This window comes from Pseudomonas cremoricolorata (assembly GCF_000759535.1).
GTDB classification, from domain to species: domain Bacteria; phylum Pseudomonadota; class Gammaproteobacteria; order Pseudomonadales; family Pseudomonadaceae; genus Aquipseudomonas; species Aquipseudomonas cremoricolorata_A.
Genome location: NZ_CP009455.1, coordinates 3,919,501 through 3,943,220, shown reverse-complemented (window position 1 = coordinate 3,943,220; position 23,720 = coordinate 3,919,501). Strand labels below are relative to the sequence as shown.

At 65.5% G+C, this 23,720-nt stretch carries 21 protein-coding genes and 2 pseudogenes; 16 read left to right on the top strand and 7 right to left on the bottom strand.

The genetic code is table 11. The features are described 5' to 3' along the window. Nucleotides 1-110 precede the first annotated feature (110 nt). Nucleotides 111-1,439 (top strand): hypothetical protein, encoded by a 1,329-nt coding sequence (locus LK03_RS17900; RefSeq protein WP_038413775.1) that lies wholly within the window; start codon nt 111-113, stop codon nt 1,437-1,439. Here the strand turns inward: LK03_RS17900 and LK03_RS17895 are convergent, their stop codons facing one another. Next, nucleotides 1,440-2,180, bottom strand: a complete 741-nt coding sequence (locus LK03_RS17895) for an IclR family transcriptional regulator (RefSeq protein WP_038413774.1) — start codon at nt 2,178-2,180, stop codon at nt 1,440-1,442. A gap of 312 nt (nt 2,181-2,492) precedes the next feature. Between LK03_RS17895 and LK03_RS17890 the strand changes: the two genes are divergently transcribed. Continuing rightward, entirely contained in the window at nt 2,493-3,416 is a 924-nt protein-coding gene (locus LK03_RS17890) for a helix-turn-helix domain-containing protein (RefSeq protein ID WP_038413773.1), read from the top strand. A 24-nt stretch (nt 3,417-3,440) separates the two neighbouring features. Here LK03_RS17890 and LK03_RS22930 read toward each other — a convergent pair. Together LK03_RS22930 and LK03_RS22925 are read right to left on the bottom strand one after the other, a co-directional pair. After that, nucleotides 3,441-3,956, bottom strand: a pseudogene (locus LK03_RS22930) (methyl-accepting chemotaxis protein); the annotation flags it as partial. A gap of 342 nt (nt 3,957-4,298) precedes the next feature. Then, nucleotides 4,299-5,291, bottom strand: a pseudogene (locus tag LK03_RS22925) (HAMP domain-containing protein); the annotation flags it as partial. Between the two features lie 592 nt (nt 5,292-5,883). Here LK03_RS22925 and LK03_RS17880 point away from each other — a divergent pair. Together LK03_RS17880 and LK03_RS17875 are read left to right on the top strand one after the other, a co-directional pair. Next, nucleotides 5,884-7,101: a multidrug effflux MFS transporter gene (locus LK03_RS17880; protein WP_038413771.1), complete on the top strand. Its 1,218-nt coding sequence runs from the start codon at nt 5,884-5,886 to the stop codon at nt 7,099-7,101. 56 nt (nt 7,102-7,157) lie between these two features. Further along, nucleotides 7,158-7,391 (top strand): hypothetical protein, encoded by a 234-nt coding sequence (locus tag LK03_RS17875; RefSeq protein WP_038413769.1) that lies wholly within the window; start codon nt 7,158-7,160, stop codon nt 7,389-7,391. Nucleotides 7,392-7,399: 8 nt separating this feature from the next. Here the strand turns inward: LK03_RS17875 and LK03_RS17870 are convergent, their stop codons facing one another. Next, nucleotides 7,400-7,837, bottom strand: coding sequence for an SgcJ/EcaC family oxidoreductase (locus LK03_RS17870; protein WP_038413768.1), 438 nt, complete (start codon nt 7,835-7,837; stop codon nt 7,400-7,402). 91 nt (nt 7,838-7,928) lie between these two features. Between LK03_RS17870 and hisI the strand changes: the two genes are divergently transcribed. Both hisI and LK03_RS17860 read left to right on the top strand, forming a co-directional pair. Beyond that, nucleotides 7,929-8,393 (top strand): phosphoribosyl-AMP cyclohydrolase, encoded by a 465-nt coding sequence (gene hisI / locus LK03_RS17865; protein ID WP_081951632.1) that lies wholly within the window; start codon nt 7,929-7,931, stop codon nt 8,391-8,393. Then, on the top strand, nt 8,390-9,736 hold the full coding sequence (locus tag LK03_RS17860; RefSeq protein WP_038413766.1) for a dihydroorotase: 1,347 nt from the start codon (nt 8,390-8,392) through the stop codon (nt 9,734-9,736). The genes hisI and LK03_RS17860 overlap by 4 nt, the downstream gene beginning before the upstream one ends. Before the next feature lie 102 nt (nt 9,737-9,838). On the opposite strand, the gene LK03_RS17855 is transcribed toward LK03_RS17860, so the two are convergent. Continuing rightward, nucleotides 9,839-10,726: a GlxA family transcriptional regulator gene (locus tag LK03_RS17855; protein WP_205621219.1), complete on the bottom strand. Its 888-nt coding sequence runs from the start codon at nt 10,724-10,726 to the stop codon at nt 9,839-9,841. A 144-nt stretch (nt 10,727-10,870) separates the two neighbouring features. Between LK03_RS17855 and LK03_RS17850 the strand changes: the two genes are divergently transcribed. From LK03_RS17850 to LK03_RS17810, 9 genes are all read left to right on the top strand, one after another. Continuing rightward, nucleotides 10,871-12,079, top strand: coding sequence for an S-(hydroxymethyl)glutathione dehydrogenase/class III alcohol dehydrogenase (locus LK03_RS17850; protein ID WP_038413765.1), 1,209 nt, complete (start codon nt 10,871-10,873; stop codon nt 12,077-12,079). A gap of 89 nt (nt 12,080-12,168) precedes the next feature. Beyond that, nucleotides 12,169-12,573 (top strand): RNA polymerase-binding protein DksA, encoded by a 405-nt coding sequence (gene dksA, locus LK03_RS17845; protein WP_038413764.1) that lies wholly within the window; start codon nt 12,169-12,171, stop codon nt 12,571-12,573. 202 nt (nt 12,574-12,775) lie between these two features. Next, nucleotides 12,776-13,180: a DUF3597 domain-containing protein gene (locus LK03_RS17840; protein WP_038413762.1), complete on the top strand. Its 405-nt coding sequence runs from the start codon at nt 12,776-12,778 to the stop codon at nt 13,178-13,180. Between the two features lie 264 nt (nt 13,181-13,444). Beyond that, on the top strand, nt 13,445-14,512 hold the full coding sequence (locus tag LK03_RS17835) for an LLM class flavin-dependent oxidoreductase (RefSeq protein WP_156109547.1): 1,068 nt from the start codon (nt 13,445-13,447) through the stop codon (nt 14,510-14,512). Between the two features lie 11 nt (nt 14,513-14,523). Continuing rightward, nucleotides 14,524-15,468, top strand: coding sequence for an ABC transporter substrate-binding protein (locus LK03_RS17830; RefSeq protein ID WP_038413759.1), 945 nt, complete (start codon nt 14,524-14,526; stop codon nt 15,466-15,468). Between the two features lie 199 nt (nt 15,469-15,667). Beyond that, complete coding sequence (locus tag LK03_RS17825; RefSeq protein WP_038413758.1) at nt 15,668-17,299, top strand: methyl-accepting chemotaxis protein; 1,632 nt, start codon at nt 15,668-15,670, stop codon at nt 17,297-17,299. Nucleotides 17,300-17,448: 149 nt separating this feature from the next. Continuing rightward, complete coding sequence (locus LK03_RS17820) at nt 17,449-18,414, top strand: ABC transporter substrate-binding protein (protein ID WP_049870547.1); 966 nt, start codon at nt 17,449-17,451, stop codon at nt 18,412-18,414. 16 nt (nt 18,415-18,430) lie between these two features. Beyond that, nucleotides 18,431-19,387: an aliphatic sulfonate ABC transporter substrate-binding protein gene (locus LK03_RS17815; protein WP_038413757.1), complete on the top strand. Its 957-nt coding sequence runs from the start codon at nt 18,431-18,433 to the stop codon at nt 19,385-19,387. A 279-nt stretch (nt 19,388-19,666) separates the two neighbouring features. After that, on the top strand, nt 19,667-20,572 hold the full coding sequence (locus LK03_RS17810) for a LysR substrate-binding domain-containing protein (RefSeq protein ID WP_038414812.1): 906 nt from the start codon (nt 19,667-19,669) through the stop codon (nt 20,570-20,572). 18 nt (nt 20,573-20,590) lie between these two features. On the opposite strand, the gene LK03_RS17805 is transcribed toward LK03_RS17810, so the two are convergent. Next, nucleotides 20,591-21,598, bottom strand: coding sequence for a zinc-binding alcohol dehydrogenase family protein (locus LK03_RS17805; protein ID WP_038413755.1), 1,008 nt, complete (start codon nt 21,596-21,598; stop codon nt 20,591-20,593). Between the two features lie 173 nt (nt 21,599-21,771). Between LK03_RS17805 and LK03_RS17800 the strand changes: the two genes are divergently transcribed. Further along, on the top strand, nt 21,772-22,398 hold the full coding sequence (locus LK03_RS17800) for a dTMP kinase (protein WP_038413754.1): 627 nt from the start codon (nt 21,772-21,774) through the stop codon (nt 22,396-22,398). A gap of 21 nt (nt 22,399-22,419) precedes the next feature. Here the strand turns inward: LK03_RS17800 and LK03_RS17795 are convergent, their stop codons facing one another. Beyond that, the gene (locus LK03_RS17795) at nt 22,420-23,715 is read right to left on the bottom strand and encodes an NAD(P)/FAD-dependent oxidoreductase (RefSeq protein ID WP_038413753.1); all 1,296 of its coding nucleotides are present in this window, start codon (nt 23,713-23,715) and stop codon (nt 22,420-22,422) included. Nucleotides 23,716-23,720: the final 5 nt, after the last annotated feature.

Here is a 23,720-nt window from a genome sequence, read left to right as displayed (position 1 = left end):
CAGCGGTCAGCGCCCAGGCGCGATCGCTGACGTTTTCCAAGTCATCGGCAGGTGCCGGTGACCTTCACTTGCACTGATAAGAATGCCGTCAAGGCACCCAGGAGCACTGCATGACCCACCCCCTGTTCACCAAGACCGCCCGGCACAGCCTGATGCTTTCCCTGGCACTGGGCGTCAGCCTGCCAGCGCCGGCCTACGAGCTGTACAGCGACGACGATGCCCACCTCAACGCCGATGTATTGGCGGTGTATGGCCTGTTCAACAGCCGCAAAAACTATGACGGCACCCGTGGCGGTTCGACCTGGCGCGAGGGCTTCGTCAAATACGGCCTGAGCGGCGATTACCGGCTGCGCGATGCCGGCACCGCCTACGGCGGCTTCGCCATGGTCAGCTCGGCCACCTGGGGAGATGGCGATGCCGGTGGCAACAGCACAGGCGATGAAGGCACCAGCAAGATCGAAGACGCCTTCCTCGGCTGGCGCTCGGGCGATCTGTTCCCGCTGCTGGGCAAGGACGGCGTGGACATTTCCGGCGGTCGCCAGGTGGTCAAGCTGGGACGTGGCTTCATCATCAACGACGACGGTGCCAACCTCGGCAAGGGTCCGGCCGATGGCGCGCTGAACCGTGGCGGCGCCTATTACCTGGCGGCTCGCCACGCGTTCGATCGTACTGCGGTGGTGCGCCTGGGCGGGCAGGAGGGCGTGCATGGCAGCCTGGTGTGGCTGCAATCAGACAACCGCGCCCAGGCGAAAACGGAAATGGCTGCCGGCACCTTCGAATACACCAACGAACTCGGCACCCTCGGCCTGACCTACATCCACGGCATGGACGTCGACACGCGCTGGGCCAGCGACTTCCAGCGCCAGCGTGACGGCATGAACATCTACAGCCTGCGCGGCGAGGGCAGCGCCGGTGTCGAGAACGCCTTCTTCGCCTTCGAGTACGCCCGCCAGGACAAGCCCAACGGCACCCTGCCCAGTGCCTGGTACGCCGAGGCGGCGTACACCTTCGCCGACGCCCCGTGGACGCCCAAGGCCACTTACCGCTATTCGCGCTACGCGAAGAACTGGGACTTGATGTTCACCGGCCAGAGCACCGGCTACGGCACTTGGTTCCAGGGTGAAGTCACCGCCAACTACGCAGGCCCCTTCGCCACCAACGTCGGCATCCACCACGTCGGGCTGATCGCCAACCCGCTGCCCAACGTCACCCTCGGTGCGCTGTACTACGACATCAACAGCATCGAAAAGCGTCAGGCACTGAACCTGACCGCCCGTGAGCTTGACCTGTACGTGGAGTGGGCGATCAACGATCACCTGATCGTCACGCCGCTGGTGGGGCTGTACAAGCCCGAGAAAGACAGCACCACTGGTGGCAACCAGATCAACGGCAACGGCACTAACGTGTATACCCAACTGGTGGTTGCCGTACCGTTCTGATCAGTCCGCCTGCAACTTCGCGGCGATGCTCCGAGCGGTCTGCATGACCCGCTCGGTCACCGCTTCCTGGCGCAGCAGGCGGAAGTTGTCGCTGGTGCCGACCGCCGCCAGGCTGCCGAGAATATCGTCGCTGCCCGCGGCGAAGATCGGGGCGGCAATGCCGGTGAGCCCCAGGTTCAGTTCGTCGTGGGTGACGCAGTAGCCGTCCTTGCGAATCTTCTTCGCCGCCTTGGCGAAGCCCTGCCAGTCGTAGGCGGCCTGTGGGTCGCTGGACATCTGCTCATCGAACAGGCGTTGCAGGCGTCGGCCTTTCTGGAACGCGATCAGCACTTTCGATTGCGCACCGCGAAAGAACGGCAGCGGTTGACCGCGGCCGAAGGCGAAGCGGTAAGTGTCGCTGGGCTCGGCGATGTAGGTGTTGATGATGCGTCCGTCGTAGAACACGCTGGCGAACACCGCAAGGCCGGTCTCGTTGGACAGTTCATGCATCAGCTCGCGCCCGGCGATCAGGATCGGGTCGTACTGGCGCATCATCCAGTCCAGTTCGATGATCCGCGGCCCCAGGCCATAACTGCCAGCATCGACCCGCACCAGCAGGCCCGCGTCGCACAAATCCTTGACGTAGCGGTACACCGTCGCGCGGGACAGCCCCATGCGTTCGGCAATGGTCTCGGGGTCGATTTTCAGGGTAGTCGGGCTGAACAGGTCCAGCACGCTCAGCATCTTGCTCAGGCTGCTCATCTTGCTCCATCACGTGTGAAAGGGCGCTGCCGCTGCGCAGGCGCCAGGGTGGGCAGAGGATAGGAGATTTATGCTGAGAAAAACAGATTCACAGGTTGATCACGATACCGATTAACTGTGCATTAATCTCACAATGTGAGTAATTAGCAAATTAATTGCTTGAATGCTCTGTGCTGATATGGGATAAATCTTTCCATCTGCAACGTTTGCGCCCAGGCAGGCGGCCCATGCTGGCGCTTGAACCTGTGCCGGCGTCAGGGAGAACGCCGCGCTACAGAACCTTCTGCGCTTGCTCACCGAGGGGCACGCCTCATGTTCGTCGAAACCCGTCGTTTCCATGACTCGCAGCAACATGCCGGGTCCATTGCAGGCTGGGACCAGGTGTATGCCCAGATCGAGCGTGGCCCCCTCACCAGCCAGTTGACCCAGGCTTGCGGCACAGGTTTTCAGGTGTTCCGTGAAGTGCTGGACAAACGTGTGTTGCAACAAGGCCGGGCGCCACGCGGACGGCTGTGTATCGCCCTGTCGCTGGAGGCCAGTTTTCCGCCGCTTATTCAGGGCCAGCAGGTCGCTGACGGCGGCGTCGCGCTGCTGCGCGATGGAGAGGAGTTCACCTTGCATGCCCCTGCTGGCAGCCAGGTGCTGGCGGCCAATATCGACCAGACGCGCTTCGCTCGACATGCCGCGCTGGAACTTAGCGAAGGCCAGCGCCAGCGCCTGCGCAGTGCGTCACAGGTGGCGCTGAGCGGTGCACCGCTGCAACGTCTGCGCCAACGCCTGAGCGCCTTGCTCGAGGCCCCCGGGTTGCCGGAAGCGCAGATCCAGGAGCAACTGCTCGAAGCTTTTCTCGACTTGTTCCAACTGGCCGAAGACGACGTGCGCAGCCGGCGCGGCAACCTGGCGGTCAGCGCCTACCTGGTGCGGCGCAGTCAGGAGTTGCTGCAACAGCAACCCGATCAGCCGCTGAGCATCCTCGACATCTGCCATAGCCTGCGGGTCAGCCGGCGCACCTTGCAGAACAGCTTCCAGCAAGTCACCGGCCTGCGCCCGCTGGAGTACCTGCGCAACGTGCGCCTGAACAGCGTACGACGCACCTTGCTAAGCACCCGTGCCGAGCAGTGCAACGTCAGCGAAGTGGCCTGGCGCCAGGGCTTCTTCCACCTCAGCCACTTCGCCGCGCATTACCGGGCGTTGTTCGGCGAATGCCCTTCAGCGACCCGCCGCCACGACGCCTGAGCCAGGCGCCGCAGCGCAGCAGCTTCAGGTGCGAAAATGCGCCAACAGCGCCTGTTGATCTTCGGCCAGGCCGTCCAGTGAGCGGCTCAGGGTGCTGGATTCGTCCATGCGCTCGGTCAGGCGTTGGCTGATGCCACGAATCTCGCTCATGCGCTGGGCAATTTCATCGATCACCTGATGCTGCTGGCCGGTGGCCGAGGCGATGTGCTGGTTCATCTCGTTGATGGTGTCCACGGCGCGGCTGATGGTTTGCATGCTGTCGTGGGTGTGATTGATCTGCTCGACCACTTGCACGGTACGCTGGCGGCTGTCGAGCATGCCCTCCAGGGCGTCCTGGGTCAGGCTGCGCAGACGCTCTACCACCTCGCGGATTTCTGTGGTGGAGTGCTGGGTGTTGGCGGCCAGGGTGCGCACCTCATCGGCGACCACGGCAAAGCCGCGGCCCTGGTCTCCGGCGCGGGCGGCTTCGATGGCCGCATTGAGCGCCAGCAGGTTGGTTTTCTGCGCCAGGGTGCTGATCACGTCCAGTACCTGATTGATCTGCGCGCCGCTGTTGGCCAGGGCCTCGATGCGCCCCAGGGTGTCGCGCAGGTTGTCGTCCAGCTCGGTAATGCCCTGGCGGGTGTCGTCGAAGCGCTGCATGCCCGCGCGGGTCTCCAACTCGGCGGTACTGGCCGCCTGCGCCGCGCTGGCCGAGTGGTTGGCGATTTCCTCGGCATTGGCGCCCATCTGTACCAGCGCGGTAACGGTCTGCTCGACCTGGCCATGCTGCTGGTACATGTCGCTGTTGACCGCGCGGGTGATGTCAGCCGAGCGACTGGCGCAGGCGCGTGCCTCGCCGGCGGTGCTCTGAATGGTGTGCAACAGCGGTTGCAGCTTTTCCAGGAAGCGGTTGAAGCCGTCCACCAGGCGGCCCGGCTCTGCCGCCCGACGCTGCGGCAGGCGCTGGGTCAGGTCGCCGTCACCATCGACCACGCTGTCCAGCGCGTCGGCCACCTGCAACAGTGGCCGGGTGGCGCTGTGGGTCGCCCAGCCCAGAATCAGCACGCCCAGAAGCGCGCACAAACCACCCCAACTCAGGCTCTGCCAGTTGGCCTGACGACTGGCGGCGTCGAAGCTGGCTTGCAGGCGCAGCGCAGGTTCTAGCAGCAGCGTCTTGGCCACCTGAACCTGCAAGGTCCAGGGGCGCGCACCCTCGATGGGGCTGAAGGCGGCGTTGACCTGCGCCTGAGGGCCTTCGACATCACCGTTGACCTGAGCCACGGCAAGCCCTGTGGCCGAGGTCAGCCCCACGCTGGCCTTGCCCTCGTAAAGCTGGCGCTGCAACTCGCCGGTCAGGCGCTGCAACGTGGCCAGACTGATGTCGACGCCCACCACACCGATGACCTTACCGTCACGCAGCAGGGGCAGGGCGACGCTGCTCATCAGCGTGTCCTGGCCTTCGACACTGACCGTATACGGCTCGATCACGCAGGCCTGGGCGGTTTTCGTCGGGCAGGCATACCAGGCGTTTTCCGCCTCGCTGCCGGGCGCCGAGCGGTCGAGAAGAATGTTGTCTTCAGTCAGCGCGGTCTGCTGCGCCTGGCCCGCCTGGGCCTGCGACCAGTACAAGGCGAAGCGGCCACTGGCATTGCTGGCCAGGGCCGTTTGATCGACGAAACCGCTGTCTTGCCCGTCCAGCGCGTTACGCTCGAACACCACGTACAGGCCGAGCAGTTGCGGGCGTTGCGCCAAAGCCGTGGCGGCCCTGCCCACCAGTTGCTGGCGCAGGGCCTGGGCGCTGATCAGGCCGCGCTGTTGTTGCTCCTGCAACTGCAGCAGTTGCCCTGCCAGGCCCTCCAGGTACAGCCGGTTATCGTCGAACACCCGCTGCATGCGCAGCGCCTGGGCAGCAGCGCTGTCTTGCAGGCGGGCCGTGGCCAGTTGTTCGAAGCGCTCGGTGCTCTGTTGCTGCAAGGTGCTGGAGATGCGCTGCGCCTGCCACAGGGTGGCGCACAGGATCGACACCACCACTGCCAGCAGGCACACGCCGCCAAGCAGAGTGATGCGCCATTTGATGCTCATACCGGAAGGGTTCATGCGGGCTCCTTGGATCGATCACGGGCGAACCGCGACAGCGCCTGGGCGGGGCGCAGGTTGCGCGTTGTTTTTATAGGGGGCGGGCGATCTGGCGCGCTGACCCGAGCTTAGACTGCACATTGCCATCATCGACATCCCATATCGGCAGCTTAAGCAGGGTACTGAAGGATTCGCCGCCCAGCGGTGGTGCGTGATCGTCTGCCGAAACGGGATAACGTCGCGCCGGCTGAGGGCCCTATGCTGGATTCGTGGTGGGGCAGGCTGGCCCGGGGTCCAGCCTTCTCGCCACTCCACGCTCACCCTCCTCACGACGCAGATTGTGCTTGTCGTCCGGCTGCACCCCACGGTGCAGTCGGGATTTTTTTGTGTCGTGCGCCCTGAGGCTTCCATGCCCGAGAATCCACGCCGTCTGATCTGGCTGCTGGCGCTACTGGCCGCCTTCGTACCGCTGTCGATCGATACGTATTTGCCGAGCCTGCCGCAGATCGCCGAGCAGTTGCAGGCCGACGCCGCCAGCGTGCAGCGCACCGTAGGCGTGTTCCTGCTTGGGCTGTGCAGCGGCATGCTGGTCTACGGACCGTTGTCGGACCGCTTCGGCCGGCGCCGCCTGCTAGTGCTCAGCCTCATCCTGTACATCGCCGCGAGCCTGGCCTGCATGGCGGTGCGTGAAGTGGGGCAATTGCAGGTGTTGCGCTTCATTCAAGCCTGGGGCGGGGCGGGGGCCATGGTGCTTGCGCGCACCATCGCCCGTGATCTGTTTCCACAGGAGGCGGCGCGCACGCTGTCGCTGATGCACCTGATCGCCATGCTCGCGACCTTGGTCGCGCCCTTGCTCGGCACCTGGCTGGTGCTGCTGGGCGACTGGCCGGTGATTTTCCTCGCCCTGGCGCTGCTCGGCATGCTGTGCCTGGCCGCGGTCATCCTGCGTCTACCGGAAAGCCTGCCGGTGAGCGCCCGCATCGGCTCGTTGACCCATGCCTACGGCCATTACCTGGCGGTGCTGCGCCATCCTCTGGGGATGGCCTACATTCTGGCGATGGGGCTATCGGTGGGCGGCATGTTCTGCTTCATCACTGCGTCGGCGTTCGTTTTCATCGACTACTACGGCTTCTCGCCGCGTGGCTACAGCCTGGTATTTGCTCTCAACCTGTTCGGCATCGTCCTCGCCAGCCTGCTCAACGCGCGCCTGTTGCCGCGGCGCGGCCCGCTGGCGCTGATTGGCGTGGGCAGCGCGCTGTGTGCCGCAGCCGCAGCGCTGCTGTTGGTGCTGGCCTGGGGCGGCTGGCGCGCACCGGGGCTGCTGGTGGCAGTGGTGATGGTGTTCATGGGCTGCAGCGGGCTGATCGGGGCCAATTGCATCGCTCGGCTGATGGCGTTGTTCAGCCATAATGCGGGCGCTGCGGTGGGGCTGGCGGTGTCGCTGCAATTTGCCTGCGGGGCGGCGTTCAGTGGCTTGGTCAGCCTGTTGCAGGACGGCTCGCCGCAGATGATGTGTGTGCTGATGGCGGCCAGTGGCATGGGCGGCGGCCTGTGCTGGCTGCTGATTCGTCGGCTGGAGCGCGACGCACGGGCGGTGAGGGAGGGCAAGGTACTGGCGCGGAACTAAAAGGCTGACCAGTGGGTCAGGTAAAACACTGCCCTCTCAACCTGTGGAGCCTGACCATGCCTGTGTTCAACCTCGATTACCGCCTCGCCGACAAACCCCATCAACAGCGTCTGGAACTGGATCAGGCCTCGCTGACCCAAGCCGATGCCGCGTTGCACCTGCTGATGCTGCACTTCGGCGACAGCGAGAACAGCCTGTTGATGCCTCAAGCCGACGCCAGCGCCGCCGAGGTGCTGGCCCAGGCCGAGCTGCTGGGTCTGAGTCACATCACCGTCACGCCTGAACGCTGAAGCACGCTTCAGGCTTCGAGGGAGGAGTGGTGGCCGGTGATCAGCCACTGGCCGTCGATCTGCTCGAAGGTGAACAGAAAGCGCGCCGGCACGGTGCGCGGCTGGCCGTCCTCGCGGTAGACGAAGGTATACAAGCCGCCCACCACCACGGTGCCCAGCTTGCGGCTGACGCGCTTAGTGAACACCTGGATGTCGCACACCAGGCCATCGTTGGCGAGAAACTGCTCGAAGTAGCCGCGGCGACTGTCGCGGCAATCGCGTACCTGGTTGGACAAGGTCGGCACCAGGATCGCGTCGCTGGCGTACAGCGCCAGGACCGCATCGACGTCACGGGTCGAGACCGTCGCGGCCCAGCGATACAGCGCCGCCTTGGCTGCGGCCAGGCAGGCCATTTCAACATCGGCGCAGGATTGGGTAGGTGCGGCAAGTGACGCGGTTGCGGTCATGCTGATGGCTCCTGATCAGGCGAACGGTGGTGGCAGGGGTTGCCTACGGGTTTAAGTGTTATAACATAACATTTTACCCGAGGTAGTCCCTATGTTTCTCCTCCTGGAACAGGCCCCGGCCGGCAGCCGTTTCGCCTTTGATGCACTGTGTCGGCACATCCCCTGGAACGAACACGGCCTGATCGCCGCCGTAGCGCAGCAGCACGACACGGGCGAGGTGCTGATGCTGGCCTGGATCAACCCGACAGCGCTGCGCGAGACGCTATCCACGGGCCGCGTGTGCTATTGGTCACGCTCACGCCAGCGCCTGTGGCGCAAAGGCGAGACATCAGGCCATGTCCAGCGCCTGATCGAAGCACGACTGGACTGTGACGGTGACGCGCTGCTGCTGCGCGTCGATCAGCACGGTGCGGCTTGCCATACCGGGCGGCGCAGTTGCTTCTACAACCGTATCGACGGCGGGAGTGTCGAGGTCATGGGCGATGCAGCTTCCGGCCCACCGCCCTCGCTCCAGGCACCTGCTTGCGAGGTGTCGCTGTGGGAGGTGCCGTCATGAAGCGGCTGATCATTCGCAACGCGCGGCTGGTCAACGAAGGCCGGGTGCAGGATGCCGATGTGCTGGTGCTCCATGGCCGTATCGACAAGATTGCCGCCAGCATCGACGGCGTGCAGGCTGACACCGAAATCGACGCCGCTGGGCAGTGGCTGCTGCCTGGGATGATCGACGATCAGGTGCATTTTCGCGAACCCGGTACAGGCGCCAAGGGCTGCATGGCCAGCGAATCGCGGGCGGCGGTGGCCGGTGGCATCACCAGCTTCATGGACATGCCCAATACCCAGCCAGCGACCCTGACGCTGGCGGCGCTGGAAGACAAGAAAGCCCGCGCCGCAGCCGGCTCGGTGGCCAACTACGGGTTTCACTTCGGCGTCAGTCAGGACAACCTCGACGTGGTGGCAGCGCTCGACCCGCGTCAGGTGGCGGCAACCAAGGTGTTCATGGGCGCCTCGACCGGCAACCTGCTGGTCGACGATCCGGCACTGCTCGAGCGCCTGTTCGCCTGCGTGCCGACGGTTTTGCTGGCGCACTGCGAGCACACGCCGTCGATCCTCGCCAACCAGGCGCGCCTGCAGGCGCGCTACGGCCAAGCCATCGCTGCCGCGATGCACCCGTTGATTCGCGACGCCGACGCCTGCCTGCGTTCTTCACGCCTTGCGGTCGAGCTGGCCAGGCGCTTCGACACCCGCCTGCACGTGCTGCACCTGACCAGCGCCGCCGAGCTGCACATGTTCAGCCCCGGCCCGCTGACCGGCAAGCGCATCACCGCCGAGGTCTGCGCCCATCACCTGCTGTTCGATGACGGCGACTACGCAAGGCTGGGCAACCTGATCAAATGCAACCCGGCGATCAAGACCCGCGCCGACCGTGATGCGTTGCGCCAGGCACTGCGCTGCGGGCGGCTGGATGTCATTGGCACCGACCACGCGCCGCACACCTGGGCGGAAAAACAGCTGCCGTATGCCCAGGCTCCAGCCGGGCTGCCGCTGGTGCAGCATGCGCTGCCGGCGCTGTTCGAACTGGTCGAGGAGGGCTGCCTGACCCTGGCCGAGCTGGTGAGCAAGACCAGCCACGCCGTGGCCGAGCTGTTCGGTGTGCAGGACCGCGGCTATGTGCGGGAGGGCTACTGGGCCGACCTCACCCTGATCGAGCGCCTGCCCGCGCCACGCCCGGTGCGCGATGATCCGGTCCTCGCGCACTGCGGCTGGACGCCGTTCATGTACCACGCACTGCGCCACCGGGTTACCAGCACCGTGGTTTCGGGGCAACTGGCCTGGCATGCCGGGCGCATCGTCGAGGGCTGTCAGGGCTTGCCGCTGAGCTTCAGCGGCAACGCGCGTTGAGGGGGATTACAGCGCCACGGTGTGGCGTTCGCGATACGCCTTTGGGGTCATGCCCAGGCAGCGTTGGAAGACCCGACGCAGGCGGTCTTCGGAGGCATAGCCTCAATGGCTGGCAACACGCTTGAGCGGCATCGTTCCCTGCACCAGCAAGCGTTGCGCACGCTCCAGACGCGCGCGTTCGACAAAGGCACTGGGGCTGCACTGCGCCTCGCGCTGGAACAGCCGACGCAGGTTACGGCTGCTCATGTTCATGCGGGCAGCCAGGTGTTCGAGGCCAAGCGGCTGTTCGAGGTGCTGGAGAATCCAGCCTTGCAGCGCGCCGATGCCGGCGTGCTGGGCCATCTGGCTGCCCAGGTGCTGGCTGAATTGCGCCTGGCCGCCGGGGCGTTTGAGGTAGATCACCAGTTCCCGGGCGATGGCTAGCGCCAGGGCCTGGCCGAGGTCCTGCTCGACCAGCGCCAAGCTCAGATCGAGCACCGCCGACACGCCGGCGCAGGTCCATAGATGCTGTTGCTGGATGAAGATGGCGTCGGCGTTGACCCGCAGCGCCGGGTAGTCCTGCGCCAGCCGGTCGGCCAGGCGCCAGTGGGTGGTGACCTCCAGGCCCTTCAGGACGCCGGCCTCGGCGAGAAAGAACGCCCCCGAACACACGCCGATCAGCCGCTGCCGGCGCGCCGCAACGTGGCGGCACCAGTCGATCAGCGCCGGCTGCTGGGCCAAGGCCTGATGGATGTCGCGGGCGCCGATCACCAGCGCGGTGTCGGCGCAGGCGGGGTCGGGCAGCGTCGTGGCGCTGAAACTGATCAGGCTGTCGGCCATCACCTCACCGGCTTGCGGCGCTACCAGACGCAGGTCGTAGGCGGGGGGGTGGCCGAGGGCCTGGCGCTGCTGGTTGGCATGATCGAAGACGGTGAGCGCGCCAATCACTTCGATGGCTTTGCAGCCGGGGTAGACGACGATGTGCACGGTGCGGGGAGGGGTGAGCCTCATGGGCGGGGAATCCTTGCAATGCGGGTGGCGCCGCAATCGGACAGTCTGCGCGCGGATGCGGCCAACCTGTGCGTCCGGGTCTGGCAGCGCAGCGGTGATGCGGTATGTTTGTGTTACGTTATAACATTATCAAGGAGTGCTGCCATGAAAACCCGCGCCGCCATCGCCTGGGGTCCCAACCAGCCGCTGGAATTCGAAGAGATCGACCTCGAAGGCCCCAAGGATGGCGAAGTGCTGGTACGTATCGTCACCACCAGCCTGTGCCACACCGACGTGTTCACCTTGTCCGGGCGTGATCCGGAGGGCAAATTCCCGTGCATTCTCGGCCATGAAGGGGTCGGCATCGTCGAGGACGTTGGCCGTGGCGTCACCTCGGTGCAGCCTGGCGACCACGTGATCCCGCTGTACACCCCGGAAGACCCCAACTGCCCGTTCATTCAGTCGGGCAAGACCAACCTCTGCCAGACCATCCGCAAAACCCAGGGCGAAGGGCTGATGCCCGACGGTACTAGCCGCTTTTCCTACAAGGGGCGGACGATCTTCCACTACATGGGCACCTCGACCTTCAGCGAATACACCGTGTTGCCGGAAATCGCCGTGGCCAGGATCGACCCTGCCGCGCCACTGGCCAAGGCCTCGATCATGGGTTGCGCGATTCCCACCGGGGTGGGGGCAGTGCGCAACACCGCAAAGGTCCGCCCTGGCGACATGGTGGCGGTGTTCGGCCTGGGTGCGGTGGGCATGGCGGTAATTCAGGGCGCGGTGCTGCAAGGCGCCGGACGCATCATCGGCATCGACGTCAACCCCAACAAGTTCGCCCTGGCCCGTTCACTGGGCGCCACCGAGTGCGTCAACCCGCGCGACTACAAGGAGCCGCTGCAGAACGTCATCATCGACATGACCAACGGCGGCGTGGACTTTTCCTTCGAGTGCGTGGGCAACGTCGAGCTGATGCGCGCGGCCTTGGAGTGCTGCCACAAGGGCTGGGGCGAAAGCATCATTATTGGCGTCGCCGGCGCCGGTGAAGAAATTGCCACCCGACCGTTCCAACTGGTCACAGGCCGGGTGTGGAAGGGCAGCGCCTTCGGTGGCGTACTGGGCCGTTCCGAGCTGCCGGGCATGGTCGATGAGTGGCTGCGCGGTGAAATCGACGTCGACCCCTACATCACCCACAACATGGACCATGAATCCGTGAACGTAGCCTTCGATCTGCTCAAGCGCGGCGAGGCCATTCGCTCGGTGATCCATTACCGCGAACGCGACACCCTCAGCCACGACCTGCCCGGGGTGATCGTCGACCGCCACGGCCGGGTCATCGCCAAACCGCCAGCAGCGGCCGGCCAGCCCGTTTGAGTCACTACCCGCAGCGCCCTCGCGGCCCGCGCTCGACCTGTGTGTCGGGCGCGGGCCCTGACGTTTCTGCCTGCACAGGAGCCCCCGCCATGACCGAGCAAGAACTGCTGGCGCAACCCGCCGAAGCCTATATGAACGCCGAACAGCGGCGCTTCTTCTACGCCCTGCTGAGCGCCCAGCGTGAAGATCTGCAACAGCGTATCGCCACCGAATTCGACGCCATGCGCGAGGTCGAGCCCAATGCCGACCCCATCGACATCGGCGCCGCCGAACATCAACGGCAATGGCAACTGCGCTTGCTGGAGCGGGAGAAGAAGCTGCTGGACAAGATCGACCAGGCCCTGGAGCGCCTGGCCAGAGGCGAATACGGCTGGTGCCAGCACACCGGCGAGCCGATCGGCCTCAAGCGCCTGCTGCTACGGCCCACGGCCACCCTGAGCATCGAAGCCAAGCAGCGCCAGGAAGCCCAGGAGCGGCATCGCCGCGAGTTCTGAGAACGGCCAGGCCCAGGCCGGGTGCGTGGCTCGGTGGCGCGCAAGATCGCCCGCTGTTGGCGGCGGGTGGCCGAGCGATTGCCGCCGGGCTACTGATCAGGACCGACTGTGCAACTCGATCAAACTTTGCTGCGCCGCCATGAGTCACCCATGGGTCGCCATTGCTCATCCAGGGCTGGCACTTAGCTACAGGGAGATTCACATGAGCCTGTTCCGCTCGATTCTGGAAAAACTCGGCATCGGTCAGCATGATGCACCCAAGGCAGATGCTGCCCCTTCGGCACCGCCTGCCGGCGGCGCCAGCGCGCCGAACAGTCCCGCCCCCGGTGCGGCGCCTGCGGCGGTCAGTGAAGTGGATGTCGCGCAAAAGCTCGAGAGCCTGGCCACCCAGCATTCCGAGCCGCTCAACTGGCGGACCTCGATCGTCGACCTGCTGAAGCTGCTCGGCTTGGACAGCAGCCTCACGGCACGTAAAGAGCTGGCCAGTGAGCTGGGCTACAGCGGCTCGACCGATGACTCGGCAGCGATGAACACCTGGCTGCACGCCCAGGTCATGAAAAAGCTCGCCGAGAACGGCGGCAAGGTGCCAGCTGAGCTGCTGCACTGATCGCAGACTGTCAAGCCATTCCACCAAGGGCGCGCAGGTTACTCACCTGCGCGCCCTTGGCGTTTTCAGCTTCTAGCTTGCAGCTTGCAGTACCTAAAAGATGCAAAAAAACAATATTAGGTTATGCCTAAAATGAATTTCCTCGCCCGACCGCGACGCGGTAGCATCCCACCAATCACATCTAAACAACTAGATTTTTATAACCAATAGTGCCGGCGCCGCGCCGGCGGCGAGGGCATCACTATGAGTGTGGAGATTCTCGGCATGATTACCGCCACCCCCAGTTCGGAGGTGGATCAACCCTTGGGCGAGGCGGTTGACCCGGCGTTCGTCCGGCGGTTCGCCCAGGCCCACGAGGCGGCAGGCTTCGACCGGGTGCTGGTCGGCTATTTCAGCAATGCCGCCGAAGGCGTGGTGGTCAGCTCGTTCGTCGCCGCCGCAACCCAGCGCCTGGGCATCCTGCTGGCGTATCGCCCAGGGGTGGTGGCGCCACCGTTGGCCGCTCGGCAGCTGGCGACGCTCGACCAATTCAGCGCTGGGCGCTTGGCGCTGAACGTGGTCAGCGGTGGCAACGATGAGGACCTGGCCCGCGATGGCGATTACCTCGACCACGACCAGCGCTACGCCCGCACCGATGAATACCTACACGCGCTGCGTGCGATCTGGACTGCCTGTGAGCCGGTGCACTTCGACGGCGCTTTCTACCGCTTCCAGGGCGCCTCGCCAGCGGTTCGGCCGGAGCAGAAACCGCACATCCCGATCTACTTCAGTGGTTCGTCCGATGCTGCCATTGCGGTGGCGGCGCAGCATGCCGACACCTACATGCTCTGGGGCGAGCCGCTGGCGGCGGTCGACGCGCACGTCCGCCGGGTGCGCGCCGCGGCGCAGGCCCAGGGCCGCGATCCGCGCTTCTCGGTGTCGTTCCGGCCGATCATTGCCGACACCGAGCAGGCCGCCTGGCGGAAAGCCGCCGAGGTGCTCGAACAGGTGCGCGAGCAGCGCAGCAAGCTCGGCCTGCCGCTGCACGACCACCAGCCCGAGAACGTCGGCTCGCAGCGCCTGCTGGCCGCCGCGCAGCAGGGCGATGTGCTAGACACCCGGCTGTGGACCGGGGTCGCACAACTGACCGGCGCACGCTGGAACTCCACCGCCCTGGTCGGCACACCGGAACAGGTCGCGGCAGCCCTTGGCGAGTACTACCGCCTGGGTGTGTCGACCTTCCTCATTCGCGGCTTCGACCCGCTGGCCGACACCGTGCAGTACGGCAACGCCCTGATTCCCGCCATTCATGCCCACATCGCCCGCCTGCCATCACTGCGCCAGGCCAGCTGAGGAACCGCTCGATGAAACTACCGTCCCGCCTGCGCGCCACCGTCGTCGCGCTGCTGCTCGGCGCCCCCCTGGCCCAGGCCGCCGACCTGCCGCGCCTGAGCGTCGGCGATCAGAACTACTACAACGTGCGCGCCTCGATGGAGGCCTCCGGGGTCCTGGAAGGCGCGCCGTACACCGTTGACTGGAAGCATTTCCAGTCTGCCGCCCCGGTTGCCGAAGGCCTGCAGGCCGGCGCGCTGGACCTGGGCTTTCTCGGCGACTCTGGGTTCATCTTCCTGGCTGCCAAAGGCGCGCCGGTCAAGCTGATCGGTGTCTCGCGGCAGAACCCCGACACCATTGCCTTGCTGGTGCCCAAGGACTCGCCGGTCAAGACCATCGCCGACCTCAAGGGCAAGAAAGTCGCCTATTGGCCGGGGGCCTGGAGCCAGCAACTGACCCTGCGCGCGCTGGAAAAAGCAGGGCTGCCCAATGACTACGTCGAGTTCGTCAAGCTCATGCCCATCGACGCCGCCGCCGCGTTGCCACGCGGCAGTATCGATGCCTTCCCGGTGTGGGAACCGTACATTTCGCAGCAGATCGTGTTCTCCGGGGCGCGGCCGATTCTCACCGCGCGCAACCTGATGCCCGGGTTGTCCAGCGTGGCCGCCAATGTCCAGTCGATCGAGCCCAAGCGCGCGCAGATCGCCGATTTCCTCGGTCGCCTGCAACAGGCCCGGGCCTGGGTCGAAGCGCACAAGGAGCAGTACGCCGACACCTGGGCGAAGAAGGCCAATCTTGACCAGGCGGTCTCACGGCACTGGATCGGCCAGGCCGCCATGAGCGTCGGCCCGGTCGATGCCGAGGCGGCCAAGGATTACCAGGATACCGCCGACTTCCTGCTGCACACCGGCGCGCTGCCCAAAGCGTTCGATACCGGCAGCGTCATCGATACCTCGTTTGCGCAGGCCTTTCACTGAGGGTATGGGTTGAAGAGGGCCGCGGCGCGGCCCATCGTGGATAAACCTCCCGGCTACCGCTTCGCTTATACAACGAACTTTTCTTGTACAAGAAACGTCCGAGCACTGATGTCATTTGGACATTGAACAGCCATTACCCAACGCGCCAACGCGCGCCAGGGGCAGGCGACCAGCCAGTGCTTTCGGGAGCCGTCATCCAGTGTTTGCCAATCTGAGCCTTTCCAAGAAGCTGTACGCCGGTTTCGGCCTGATTCTGTTGATCATCGTCGTGCTGGTGCTTGCCGCACTGCGCGGCTTCGACCAGGTCAGCAGCAGCGTCAAGCGCAACATCCACAGCTATGAAGTGCTCAACCAGTCGGGCGGTATGCTGCGCAGCCTGATCAATATCGAAACCGGCATGCGCGGCTATGCGCTGACCGGCCGCGACGGCGACCTTGCGCCGCTGCGCGAGGGTGAAAAGGAGTTCGCCGAGTATTTCCAGCGCATCCGCAGCGCCACCGCGGATAACCCGCAGCAGCAGGCGCGCCTGCAACAGCTGCAAGGCCTCTATCAACAATGGCGCGGCGAGGACATCCAGGCCAACCTGACCCTGCGCGAGCAGGTCAATGCCGGTACCCAGTCGCTGGCAGCGCTCAGCGAGCAGATCAGCGCCGGTCGTGACAAGGCGCGCATGGACGCCATGCGTGATGTGGTCAGCCAACTGCGCGAAAACGAAAAGGCCCTGCTCGAAGAACGCAGCGCCCTGATGAACCAGGCCAAGGCCTCGGCGTCGTGGATTCTGATCGGCGGCGGCCTGGCCGCGGCAGTGCTGGCCATGCTGATCGCCTGGTCACTGTCGAACAACCTCGCCGGGCGGCTCGAGCAGGCCCTGAACGTGGCGCGGCGCATTGCCGAAGGGCGCCTGGACAACAGCATCGATGAGCGCGGCCGCGACGAGGTGAGTGTGCTGCTGCAGGCCTTCGCTGCCATGCAATTGCGCCTGCGCGGCATGATCGGCGAAATCAAGCACGGTGCCGAGCAACTGGTTGGCGCTGCGCAGAGCATCTCGGCCGCTTCCCTGCAACTGTCGGCCTCGGCCCAGGAGCAGTCCCATTCCGCCTCGTCCATGGCCGCCACCGTCGAGCAATTGACGGTGAGCATCAACCATGTCGCCGACAACGCAGGCGACGCCCACGCGCTGTCCAGCGAATCGGGTCGCCAGTCCACCGAAGGCGGCAGCGTGATTCAGGAAACCCTCGAGCGCATGCGTGTGATCGCCAACACCGTCGAAGCCTCGGCCGGGCAGATCGGCGAGCTCGATCAGCACGCCGAGCAGATTTCCAGCATTGTCGGGGTGATCCAGGGGGTGGCTGAGCAGACCAACCTGCTGGCGCTCAACGCCGCCATCGAAGCCGCGCGGGCCGGCGAGCAGGGCCGCGGCTTCGCCGTGGTGGCCGACGAGGTGCGCCTGCTGGCGCAGCGTACAGCCAACTCGACCCAGGAGATCACCGATATGGTGAAGAAGATCCAGAGCGGCACCCGCGATGCCGTGCAGCAGATGGACGTCGGCGTCGAGCAGGTCAAGGGCGGGTTGCTGCTGGCGCAACAGGCGGGTGAGGCGATCGTGCACATTCGCCAATCGTCCGGCGATGTGGTGCGGGTGGTCGACCAGATCTCCCTGGCCCTGCGCGAACAGACCGCCGCCAGCCAGGATGTGGCGCGCAACGTCGAGCGCATCGCGCAGATGTCGCAGCAAAACAGCCAGGCGGTGGAACAGACCAGCGACACCGCCGGCGACCTGCAACGCCTGGCCCAAGGTCTGGAGCGACAGGTCAACGTGTTCGTGCTGTAGACCGGGGCAGCGGCAAGTAGCTAGCGGCAAGCTGCAAGATAGCGCATATTAGGTTATTCCTAAAATGCATTTAATTTATTGATTAGTTGACGTTACAGTTCTAAGGCATGGGCGACATGAAGCCGCCCCCCTGAATGCCGAGGAACCTCATGTCTATTCGAACCAAGCTGCTGACCCTGGCCGCAGCCTTGCTGCTTGCCGGGCAGGCCAGTGCCGCCGAGCGCCTGACCCTGCGCATTGGAGACCAGAAGGGCAACATGCGTGCCCAGCTGGAAGCTGCCGATGCCCTGCGCGATCTGCCCTATGACATCCACTGGGCCGAGTTCCCCGCCGCTGCGCCGTTGGCCGAGGCACTCAATGCCGGGGCGATCGATGCCGGCATCATCGGCGATGCCCCGCTGCTGTTCGTGCAGGCCTCGGGGGCACCGGTCAAGGCGATTGCGGTGGACAAGTCCGACCCATATGGCACGGCGTTGCTGGTGCGTCCCGATGCGCCGCTGCACAGCGCAGCCGACCTCAAGGGCAAGCGCATCGCCACCGGTCGCGGCTCGATCGGGCACCATCTGGCGCTCAAGGCGCTGGATCAGGTGGGGCTGAGTGAAAAAGACGTGGAGTTACGTTTCCTCGGGCCGGTGGATGCCAAGATCGCCCTCGCCAATGGCTCGGTGGACGCCTGGTCGACCTGGGAGCCCTATACGGCTCTGGGCGAGCTAACCGGGCAAGCGCGGGTGCTGGTCAACGGCCGAGGGCTGTCGAGCGGCAACAGCTTCCTCGCCGCGACCAACAAGTCCCTGGAGCAGCCCGACAAGCGTGCAGCGCTGCAGGATTACCTCAATCGCCTGGCCGGCGCGCAGGCTTGGGCCAACCAGCACCTGGACAGTTACTCGAAAACCCTGGCGGCGATCATCGGCTTTCCCGAGAAGGCCGCTCGCCTGCAATTCGAGCGGCGCAAACTGCGTTGGCAGGTGATCGATGCGCAGACCGTGGCCGCGCAGCAGGACACCGCGGACTTCTACCATGCCCATGGCCTGATCGGCACTCGCCTCGACGTCGCGCCGACCTTCGCCAGCGATTTCACCCTTCCCGGCGCCGCCAAGCTGGCCGTGCAACCCTGACTGCGGAGAGTGCCCCATGCTGATCAAACCCCTGCGCCAGCTGGCCGTGGCGCTGCTGGCCAGCGCCTTGCTGCCAAGCCTGGCGCATGCCGAGCAGACCCTGCGCATCGGCTACCAGAAGTCCTCGACCTTGCTGACCCTGCTCAAGGCGCAAGGCAGCCTCGAACAGCGCCTGCAGGCTGAGGGCATTCGCGTCAGCTGGCACGAGTTTCCCAGTGGCCTGCCGCTGCTGGAGGCGCTGAACCTGGGTAATGTCGACCTCTCCGCGGACGTCGCAGATACCGTGCCGGTGTTCACCCAGGCCGCCGGCGCCAAGCTCACCTACTTCGCCCGGGAAGCGCCGTCGCCCACCGCCCAGGCGATCCTGGTGCCCGCCGACTCGCCGCTCAAGACCCTGGCCGACCTCAAGGGCAAGCGCGTCGCGGTCACCAAGGCTGCTGGCAGTCATTACCTGCTGATTCAGGCCCTGGCCAAGGCGGGGTTGAGCTTCAAGGACATCACCCCGGCATATCTGATTCCCGCTGACGGGCGGGCCGCGTTCGAGAACCACAAGGTCGATGCCTGGGTGACCTGGGATCCTTACGTAGCCAGCGCCCAGCGCCAGCAGGACGCGCGGATTCTGGCCGATGGCAGCGGGCTGGCCAGCTACCAGCGCTACTACCTGGCCGGCAGCGACTACGCCAAGGCCCACCCCGAACTCCTGCAACAGGTGTATCTGGCGCTGCGCGAGGCCGGCGCCTGGACCAAGGCCAATCCGGCCCAAGCGGCGCGCATCCTCGGCCCGTTGTGGGGCAACCTGGACAGCGCCACGGTCGAGCAAGCCAATGCCCGGCGCAGTTATGACGTACAACCGGTCAAGCTCGACAACCTGGCCGAGCAGCAGCGCATCGCCGATGCGTTCTACCGCGAGGGGCTGTTGCCCAAGCCGGTGGATGCGCGGGCGGTGAGCGTTTACGAGCCGGCGCAGAACTAGGGTCTGTATGAAAAGTCTTGAGGCGCCGGTCAGGCAAGGCCGATGGCGGCCCCGCGAAAACAGGCGAAAAAGCGGAGCGTACTGTAGTACGTGAGCATTTTGAGGCTGTTTTCAACGCAGCATGACCAAGTATCAAGGCTTTTCGTACAGAGCCTGGCGGTCTTCACGGCGTCAGGGCCGGGCATTATCCGCCTGCCTCGGCACCAAGTTTGGCTGCAATCCCGCTTTGCCAGTACGCTGGCCCGCCGAGCCACCGCCAAGACCGCCTTCGTGAAGAAAATCATCCGCGTCGATGACCTGCAAATCTTCGTCACCACCGCTGGCGCCGGGAGTTTCTCGGCTGCTGCGCGGCAGTTGGACATTTCTCCGGCGCTGGCCAGTGGCGCCATGCAGCGGCTCGAGGCTAGCCTGGGCGTGCGGTTGTTCGTGCGCTCGACCCGCAGCCTGCGCCTGTCGGAGCACGGCGAGCGCTATTTGCCCCACGCGCGCCAGGCGCTGCAGGCCTTGCACAGTGGCGAGGCGGTGCTCAGCGAAGGCCGTGACGAGATTGCCGGCACGCTGCGGCTTTCAATGCCTTCGGACACTGGCCGCAATCTGTTGCTGCCTTGGCTCGATGCCTTCCAGCTTGCCCATCCGCGCCTGCTGTTGCAGGTGCGCCTGAGCGACCAGGTCGCTGACCTGTTCAGCACGCCGCTCGATGCCAGCATTCGCTATGGACAGTTGGCCGACTCCAGCCTGGTGGCGGTGGCCCTGCTGGCCGATAACCGGCGCATCGCCTGCGCTTCGCCTGACTACCTGGCGCGCCACGGCTGGCCAGACACGCCGGCCGCGCTGAGCGAGCACAATTGCCTGCGTTATGTGATCGACGAGCAGACCCACGAGCGCTGGAGCTTCCGCGTTGGCGAAACCGTGCAGACCGTGCAGGTCGAGGGTGATCGGGTCAGTGACGATGCCGAGGTGGTGCGGCGCTGGGCGGTGGCAGGGCTGGGCATCGCCTACAAGTCACGCCTGGACGTGCTCGACGACCTGCGCCATGGCCGTCTGCTCGAGCTGTTCCCCGAAACCCGCGGCCAGCCGGCGCCATTGCAACTGGTGTGCGCCCACCGCACCGCCCTGACTCCGGCGGTGCAGGCCCTGCGCGGGTTTCTGCTCGAGCGTTTGCAGCAGTATGTGCTCGAGCAGTAGGGCGCTGTGGGGGGTGGCTCAGAAACCTTCGAGGACGATCTTGCCCTTGGCCTTGGCGCTTTCGATCAGCCCGTGGGCGCGGCGCAGGTTGCTGGCATTGATGGTGCCGAAATGCTCGCCCAGGGTGGTTTTCAGCACGCCGTCGTCGACCAGCGCCGAGACCCGCTGCAGCAGCTGATGCTGCTTGATCATGTCGTCGGTGTGGAACAGCGAGCGGGTGAACATCAGTTCCCAGTGCACCGACAGCGACTTGCGCTTGAACGGCACCACATCCAGCTGCTTGGGATCGTCGATCAGCGCCAGTTTGCCCTGCGGGCGCAGAATCTCGACGATTTGCGCCAGGTACTGGTCGGTGTGGGTCAGGCTGATCACATAATCCACCGAACCCAGCCCTTGGGCGTCGAGCTGTTCAGCCAGCGGCGCCGAATGATCGAGCACGTGATGGGCGCCTAGTTCGGTGACCCAGGCGCGGGTTTCAGGGCGTGAGGCGGTGCCGATCACGGTCAGCCCGGTGAGCTTGCGCGCCAGTTGCAGCAACATCGAACCGACGCCACCCGCGGCGCCAATCACCACCAGTTTTTGCCCTTCACCGCCGTTTTCCGCCACGCCCAGGCGGTCGAACAGCAGCTCCCAGGCGGTAATCGAGGTCAGCGGCAGGGCCGCGGCACTGGCTGCATCCAGGCTGCGCGGCTTGTGCCCGACGATACGTTCATCGACCACATGAAATTCGCTGTAGCAGCCTGGGCGGTCGATGGCCCCGGCGTAGAACACCTCATCCCCGGGCTGGAACAGCGTCACCTCGGCGCCCACCTCACGCACCACGCCCACGGCATCCCAGCCCAGCACCTGCGGCGCATCGCTTTGGCGACTGGCGCGGACCTTGGTGTCCACCGGGTTCACCGCGATGGCGCGCACCTCCACCAACAGATCGCGGGCGCCTGGCGTGGGCTTGGCCAGTTCATGGTCGAACAACGACTGTGGGTCGCTCAGGGGCAGGGCAGGGGTGGTGAAGACGACGGCTTTCATGGCAAGACCTTGTGCGAAGTTGGTCGAGCGAGCCTAGAGCGCTTGGCGCGCTTCGACCAGCAAGGCCACGCGGGAAGTGTTTCGTGATAACGACGAAAGTGGCGCAGGTCGCTGATCCACAGGCAGACTACCCCTTCGTCGATTCGAAAAAGATCCCCGCCCGTGTATGCCCCATGACCCGCCCACTGCTGATTTGCCTCGACGGCGCTAAGGGCGTCGGCAAGACCACCCTGCTCGAAGCCGTGACCCACGCCCTGCGCCGCCAGGGCCACACCGTGGTGCGCCTGAGCGAGCGCAACCATGACCCACAGCGCGCCGAGACCATGGCCCTGGTCAACGCTTGTGCACGGCACCCCGACGCCGAGCTGGAATGGCGCATCTGCCAGCGCCTGGCCGACAGCCGCGCCTGGATCAGCCGCGAGGTGTTACCTGAGCAACCGCCCGGCAGCTTGATCTTGATGGACCGCTGGTTCGCCTCCGACGCCGCCTTTCGCCGCAGGGTGGCGTTTGCCGATGTGCTGCAACTGAATGTGCAGCGCGGCGTGCAGGTGCCGGACTTGCAGGTGGGCGTGGTGACTGACCCGCACCTGTCCTGGGCCCGCGCCCAGGCGCGCAGGCAGGGGCTGCGCAGCACGGTGGTGCAGGCGTTCGAAGACCATGTGGCGTGCTCGCAGGCGTTCGAGCGGGTGATCGGCGAGCAGGGCTGGTTGCAGTGCCGCAATGACGGCGCTCTGGCCGTGGCGGCCACGCAACTGCTAAGCGCCGTCCACGTCGTGCTCGAGCGCAACGCCGGAAACTGACGCCACGCAGCGGCAAGCGCTTCAGGCAAACCGGTCGAAGCGATACGGGGTCGGGTCGGTCAACGGTGTCTGTTGCGTGAGCAGGTCAGCAGCCAGTTGCCCGGCCGCCGGCGAGGTGCCGAAGCCGTGCCCGGAAAAACCGGTCGCCAGGGTCAGCCCTGGCAGCCCGGCGACCGCGCTGATCACCGGATTGGAGTCAGGCGTGACGTCGATAGTCCCGGCCCACGCGGCGGCGATGCGCGCCTGCTCGAAGGCCGGCCAGGCGGCTGCGAGATTGCGCAAGGCGTCGTCGTTGAGCCCTGTGTTGACTGCTGGGTCCTGCACGCGAACGCGCTCGAAGGGCGACACCTGATCGGCTTGCCAGCGCCGCGCCAGGCGCAGGTCATTGAAAAAATACTTGCCCAGGCTAATACGTAGGAAGTCGCGCTGCGCCCGCAGTTGCGGCAGGTAGCGTTTGCCGAGCAGCAGGTGATCCAGCGTCAGGTGGGCATCGAGCTTGCCGCGCTGGGTGATGATGAAGCCGCCATCGAGGTGCTTGCGGAACGAGAAATCCGGCGCGCCGACAGCGATTTCGCTCGGGCCTTGCATGGGCGCGGTGCGCAGTACCGAGCAAGTCAGGGGCAGGGTCGGCAGGTCGATGCCGAGGTTGCCAAGAAAGCGCCGTGACCACAGACCTGCGGCCAGCAGCACCTGGTCGCAGCGGATCTCGCCATGCTCGGTGACCACGCCGCTGACCCGCCCAGCGCTGGTTTGCAGCGTACGAACGGCGCACTGTTCGATGATCACGGCGCCCTTGGCCATGGCCGCGCGGGCGATCGCACTGGCGGCCAAGGTTGGCTCGGCGCGGGCATCGGAGGGGGTGTACAGACCTCCGGCCCAGGTGCCCCGGCCGCCAGGCACCTGACGGGCGATCTCGGCGTTGCTCAACAGACGCGAATCCAGCCCCAGGTGCTCGACGCTGCCCAGCCACTGCTGGTGCATGGCCATCTGCGCTTCGCTGCGGGCGATGAACAGGATACCCGCCTGCCGGTAGCCGACGTCGCAGCCTACCCGCTGCGGCAGGTGCGCCCAGAGCCGGTCGGCCGCCAGCGCCAGCGGGATGTCATGGGCATGGCGGCTGGTCTTGCGCACCCAGCCAAGGTTGCGCGAGGACTGCTCGCCGGCCAGGCGACCTTTCTCCAGCACCACCACCGGGATGTTGCGCTCGGCGAGGGTCAGTGCGGCGGTCAGGCCGACGATACCGCCGCCGATGATCACGACCGTGGTCGCAGCGGGTTGGTGTGGATGGGTGATGACGCGGTCGATGACAGGTGACATGGCAG

Coding starts and splice junctions, on each gene's coding strand:
- LK03_RS17900 (WP_038413775.1), top strand. CDS start 111: ATGACCCACCCCCTGTTCACCAAGACCGCCCGGCACAGCCTGATGCTT.
- LK03_RS17830 (WP_038413759.1), top strand. CDS start 14,524: ATGAAACTACCGTCCCGCCTGCGCGCCACCGTCGTCGCGCTGCTGCTC.
- LK03_RS17820 (WP_049870547.1), top strand. CDS start 17,449: ATGTCTATTCGAACCAAGCTGCTGACCCTGGCCGCAGCCTTGCTGCTT.
- LK03_RS17805 (WP_038413755.1), bottom strand. CDS start 21,598: ATGAAAGCCGTCGTCTTCACCACCCCTGCCCTGCCCCTGAGCGACCCA.
- LK03_RS17890 (WP_038413773.1), top strand. CDS start 2,493: ATGTTCGTCGAAACCCGTCGTTTCCATGACTCGCAGCAACATGCCGGG.
- dksA (WP_038413764.1), top strand. CDS start 12,169: ATGACCGAGCAAGAACTGCTGGCGCAACCCGCCGAAGCCTATATGAAC.
- LK03_RS17815 (WP_038413757.1), top strand. CDS start 18,431: ATGCTGATCAAACCCCTGCGCCAGCTGGCCGTGGCGCTGCTGGCCAGC.
- LK03_RS17855 (WP_205621219.1), bottom strand. CDS start 10,726: ATGAGGCTCACCCCTCCCCGCACCGTGCACATCGTCGTCTACCCCGGC.
- LK03_RS17795 (WP_038413753.1), bottom strand. CDS start 23,715: ATGTCACCTGTCATCGACCGCGTCATCACCCATCCACACCAACCCGCT.
- LK03_RS17840 (WP_038413762.1), top strand. CDS start 12,776: ATGAGCCTGTTCCGCTCGATTCTGGAAAAACTCGGCATCGGTCAGCAT.
- LK03_RS17870 (WP_038413768.1), bottom strand. CDS start 7,837: ATGACCGCAACCGCGTCACTTGCCGCACCTACCCAATCCTGCGCCGAT.
- LK03_RS17860 (WP_038413766.1), top strand. CDS start 8,390: ATGAAGCGGCTGATCATTCGCAACGCGCGGCTGGTCAACGAAGGCCGG.
- LK03_RS17875 (WP_038413769.1), top strand. CDS start 7,158: ATGCCTGTGTTCAACCTCGATTACCGCCTCGCCGACAAACCCCATCAA.
- LK03_RS17880 (WP_038413771.1), top strand. CDS start 5,884: ATGCCCGAGAATCCACGCCGTCTGATCTGGCTGCTGGCGCTACTGGCC.
- LK03_RS17835 (WP_156109547.1), top strand. CDS start 13,445: ATGATTACCGCCACCCCCAGTTCGGAGGTGGATCAACCCTTGGGCGAG.
- hisI (WP_081951632.1), top strand. CDS start 7,929: ATGTTTCTCCTCCTGGAACAGGCCCCGGCCGGCAGCCGTTTCGCCTTT.
- LK03_RS17850 (WP_038413765.1), top strand. CDS start 10,871: ATGAAAACCCGCGCCGCCATCGCCTGGGGTCCCAACCAGCCGCTGGAA.
- LK03_RS17895 (WP_038413774.1), bottom strand. CDS start 2,180: ATGAGCAGCCTGAGCAAGATGCTGAGCGTGCTGGACCTGTTCAGCCCG.
- LK03_RS17800 (WP_038413754.1), top strand. CDS start 21,772: ATGACCCGCCCACTGCTGATTTGCCTCGACGGCGCTAAGGGCGTCGGC.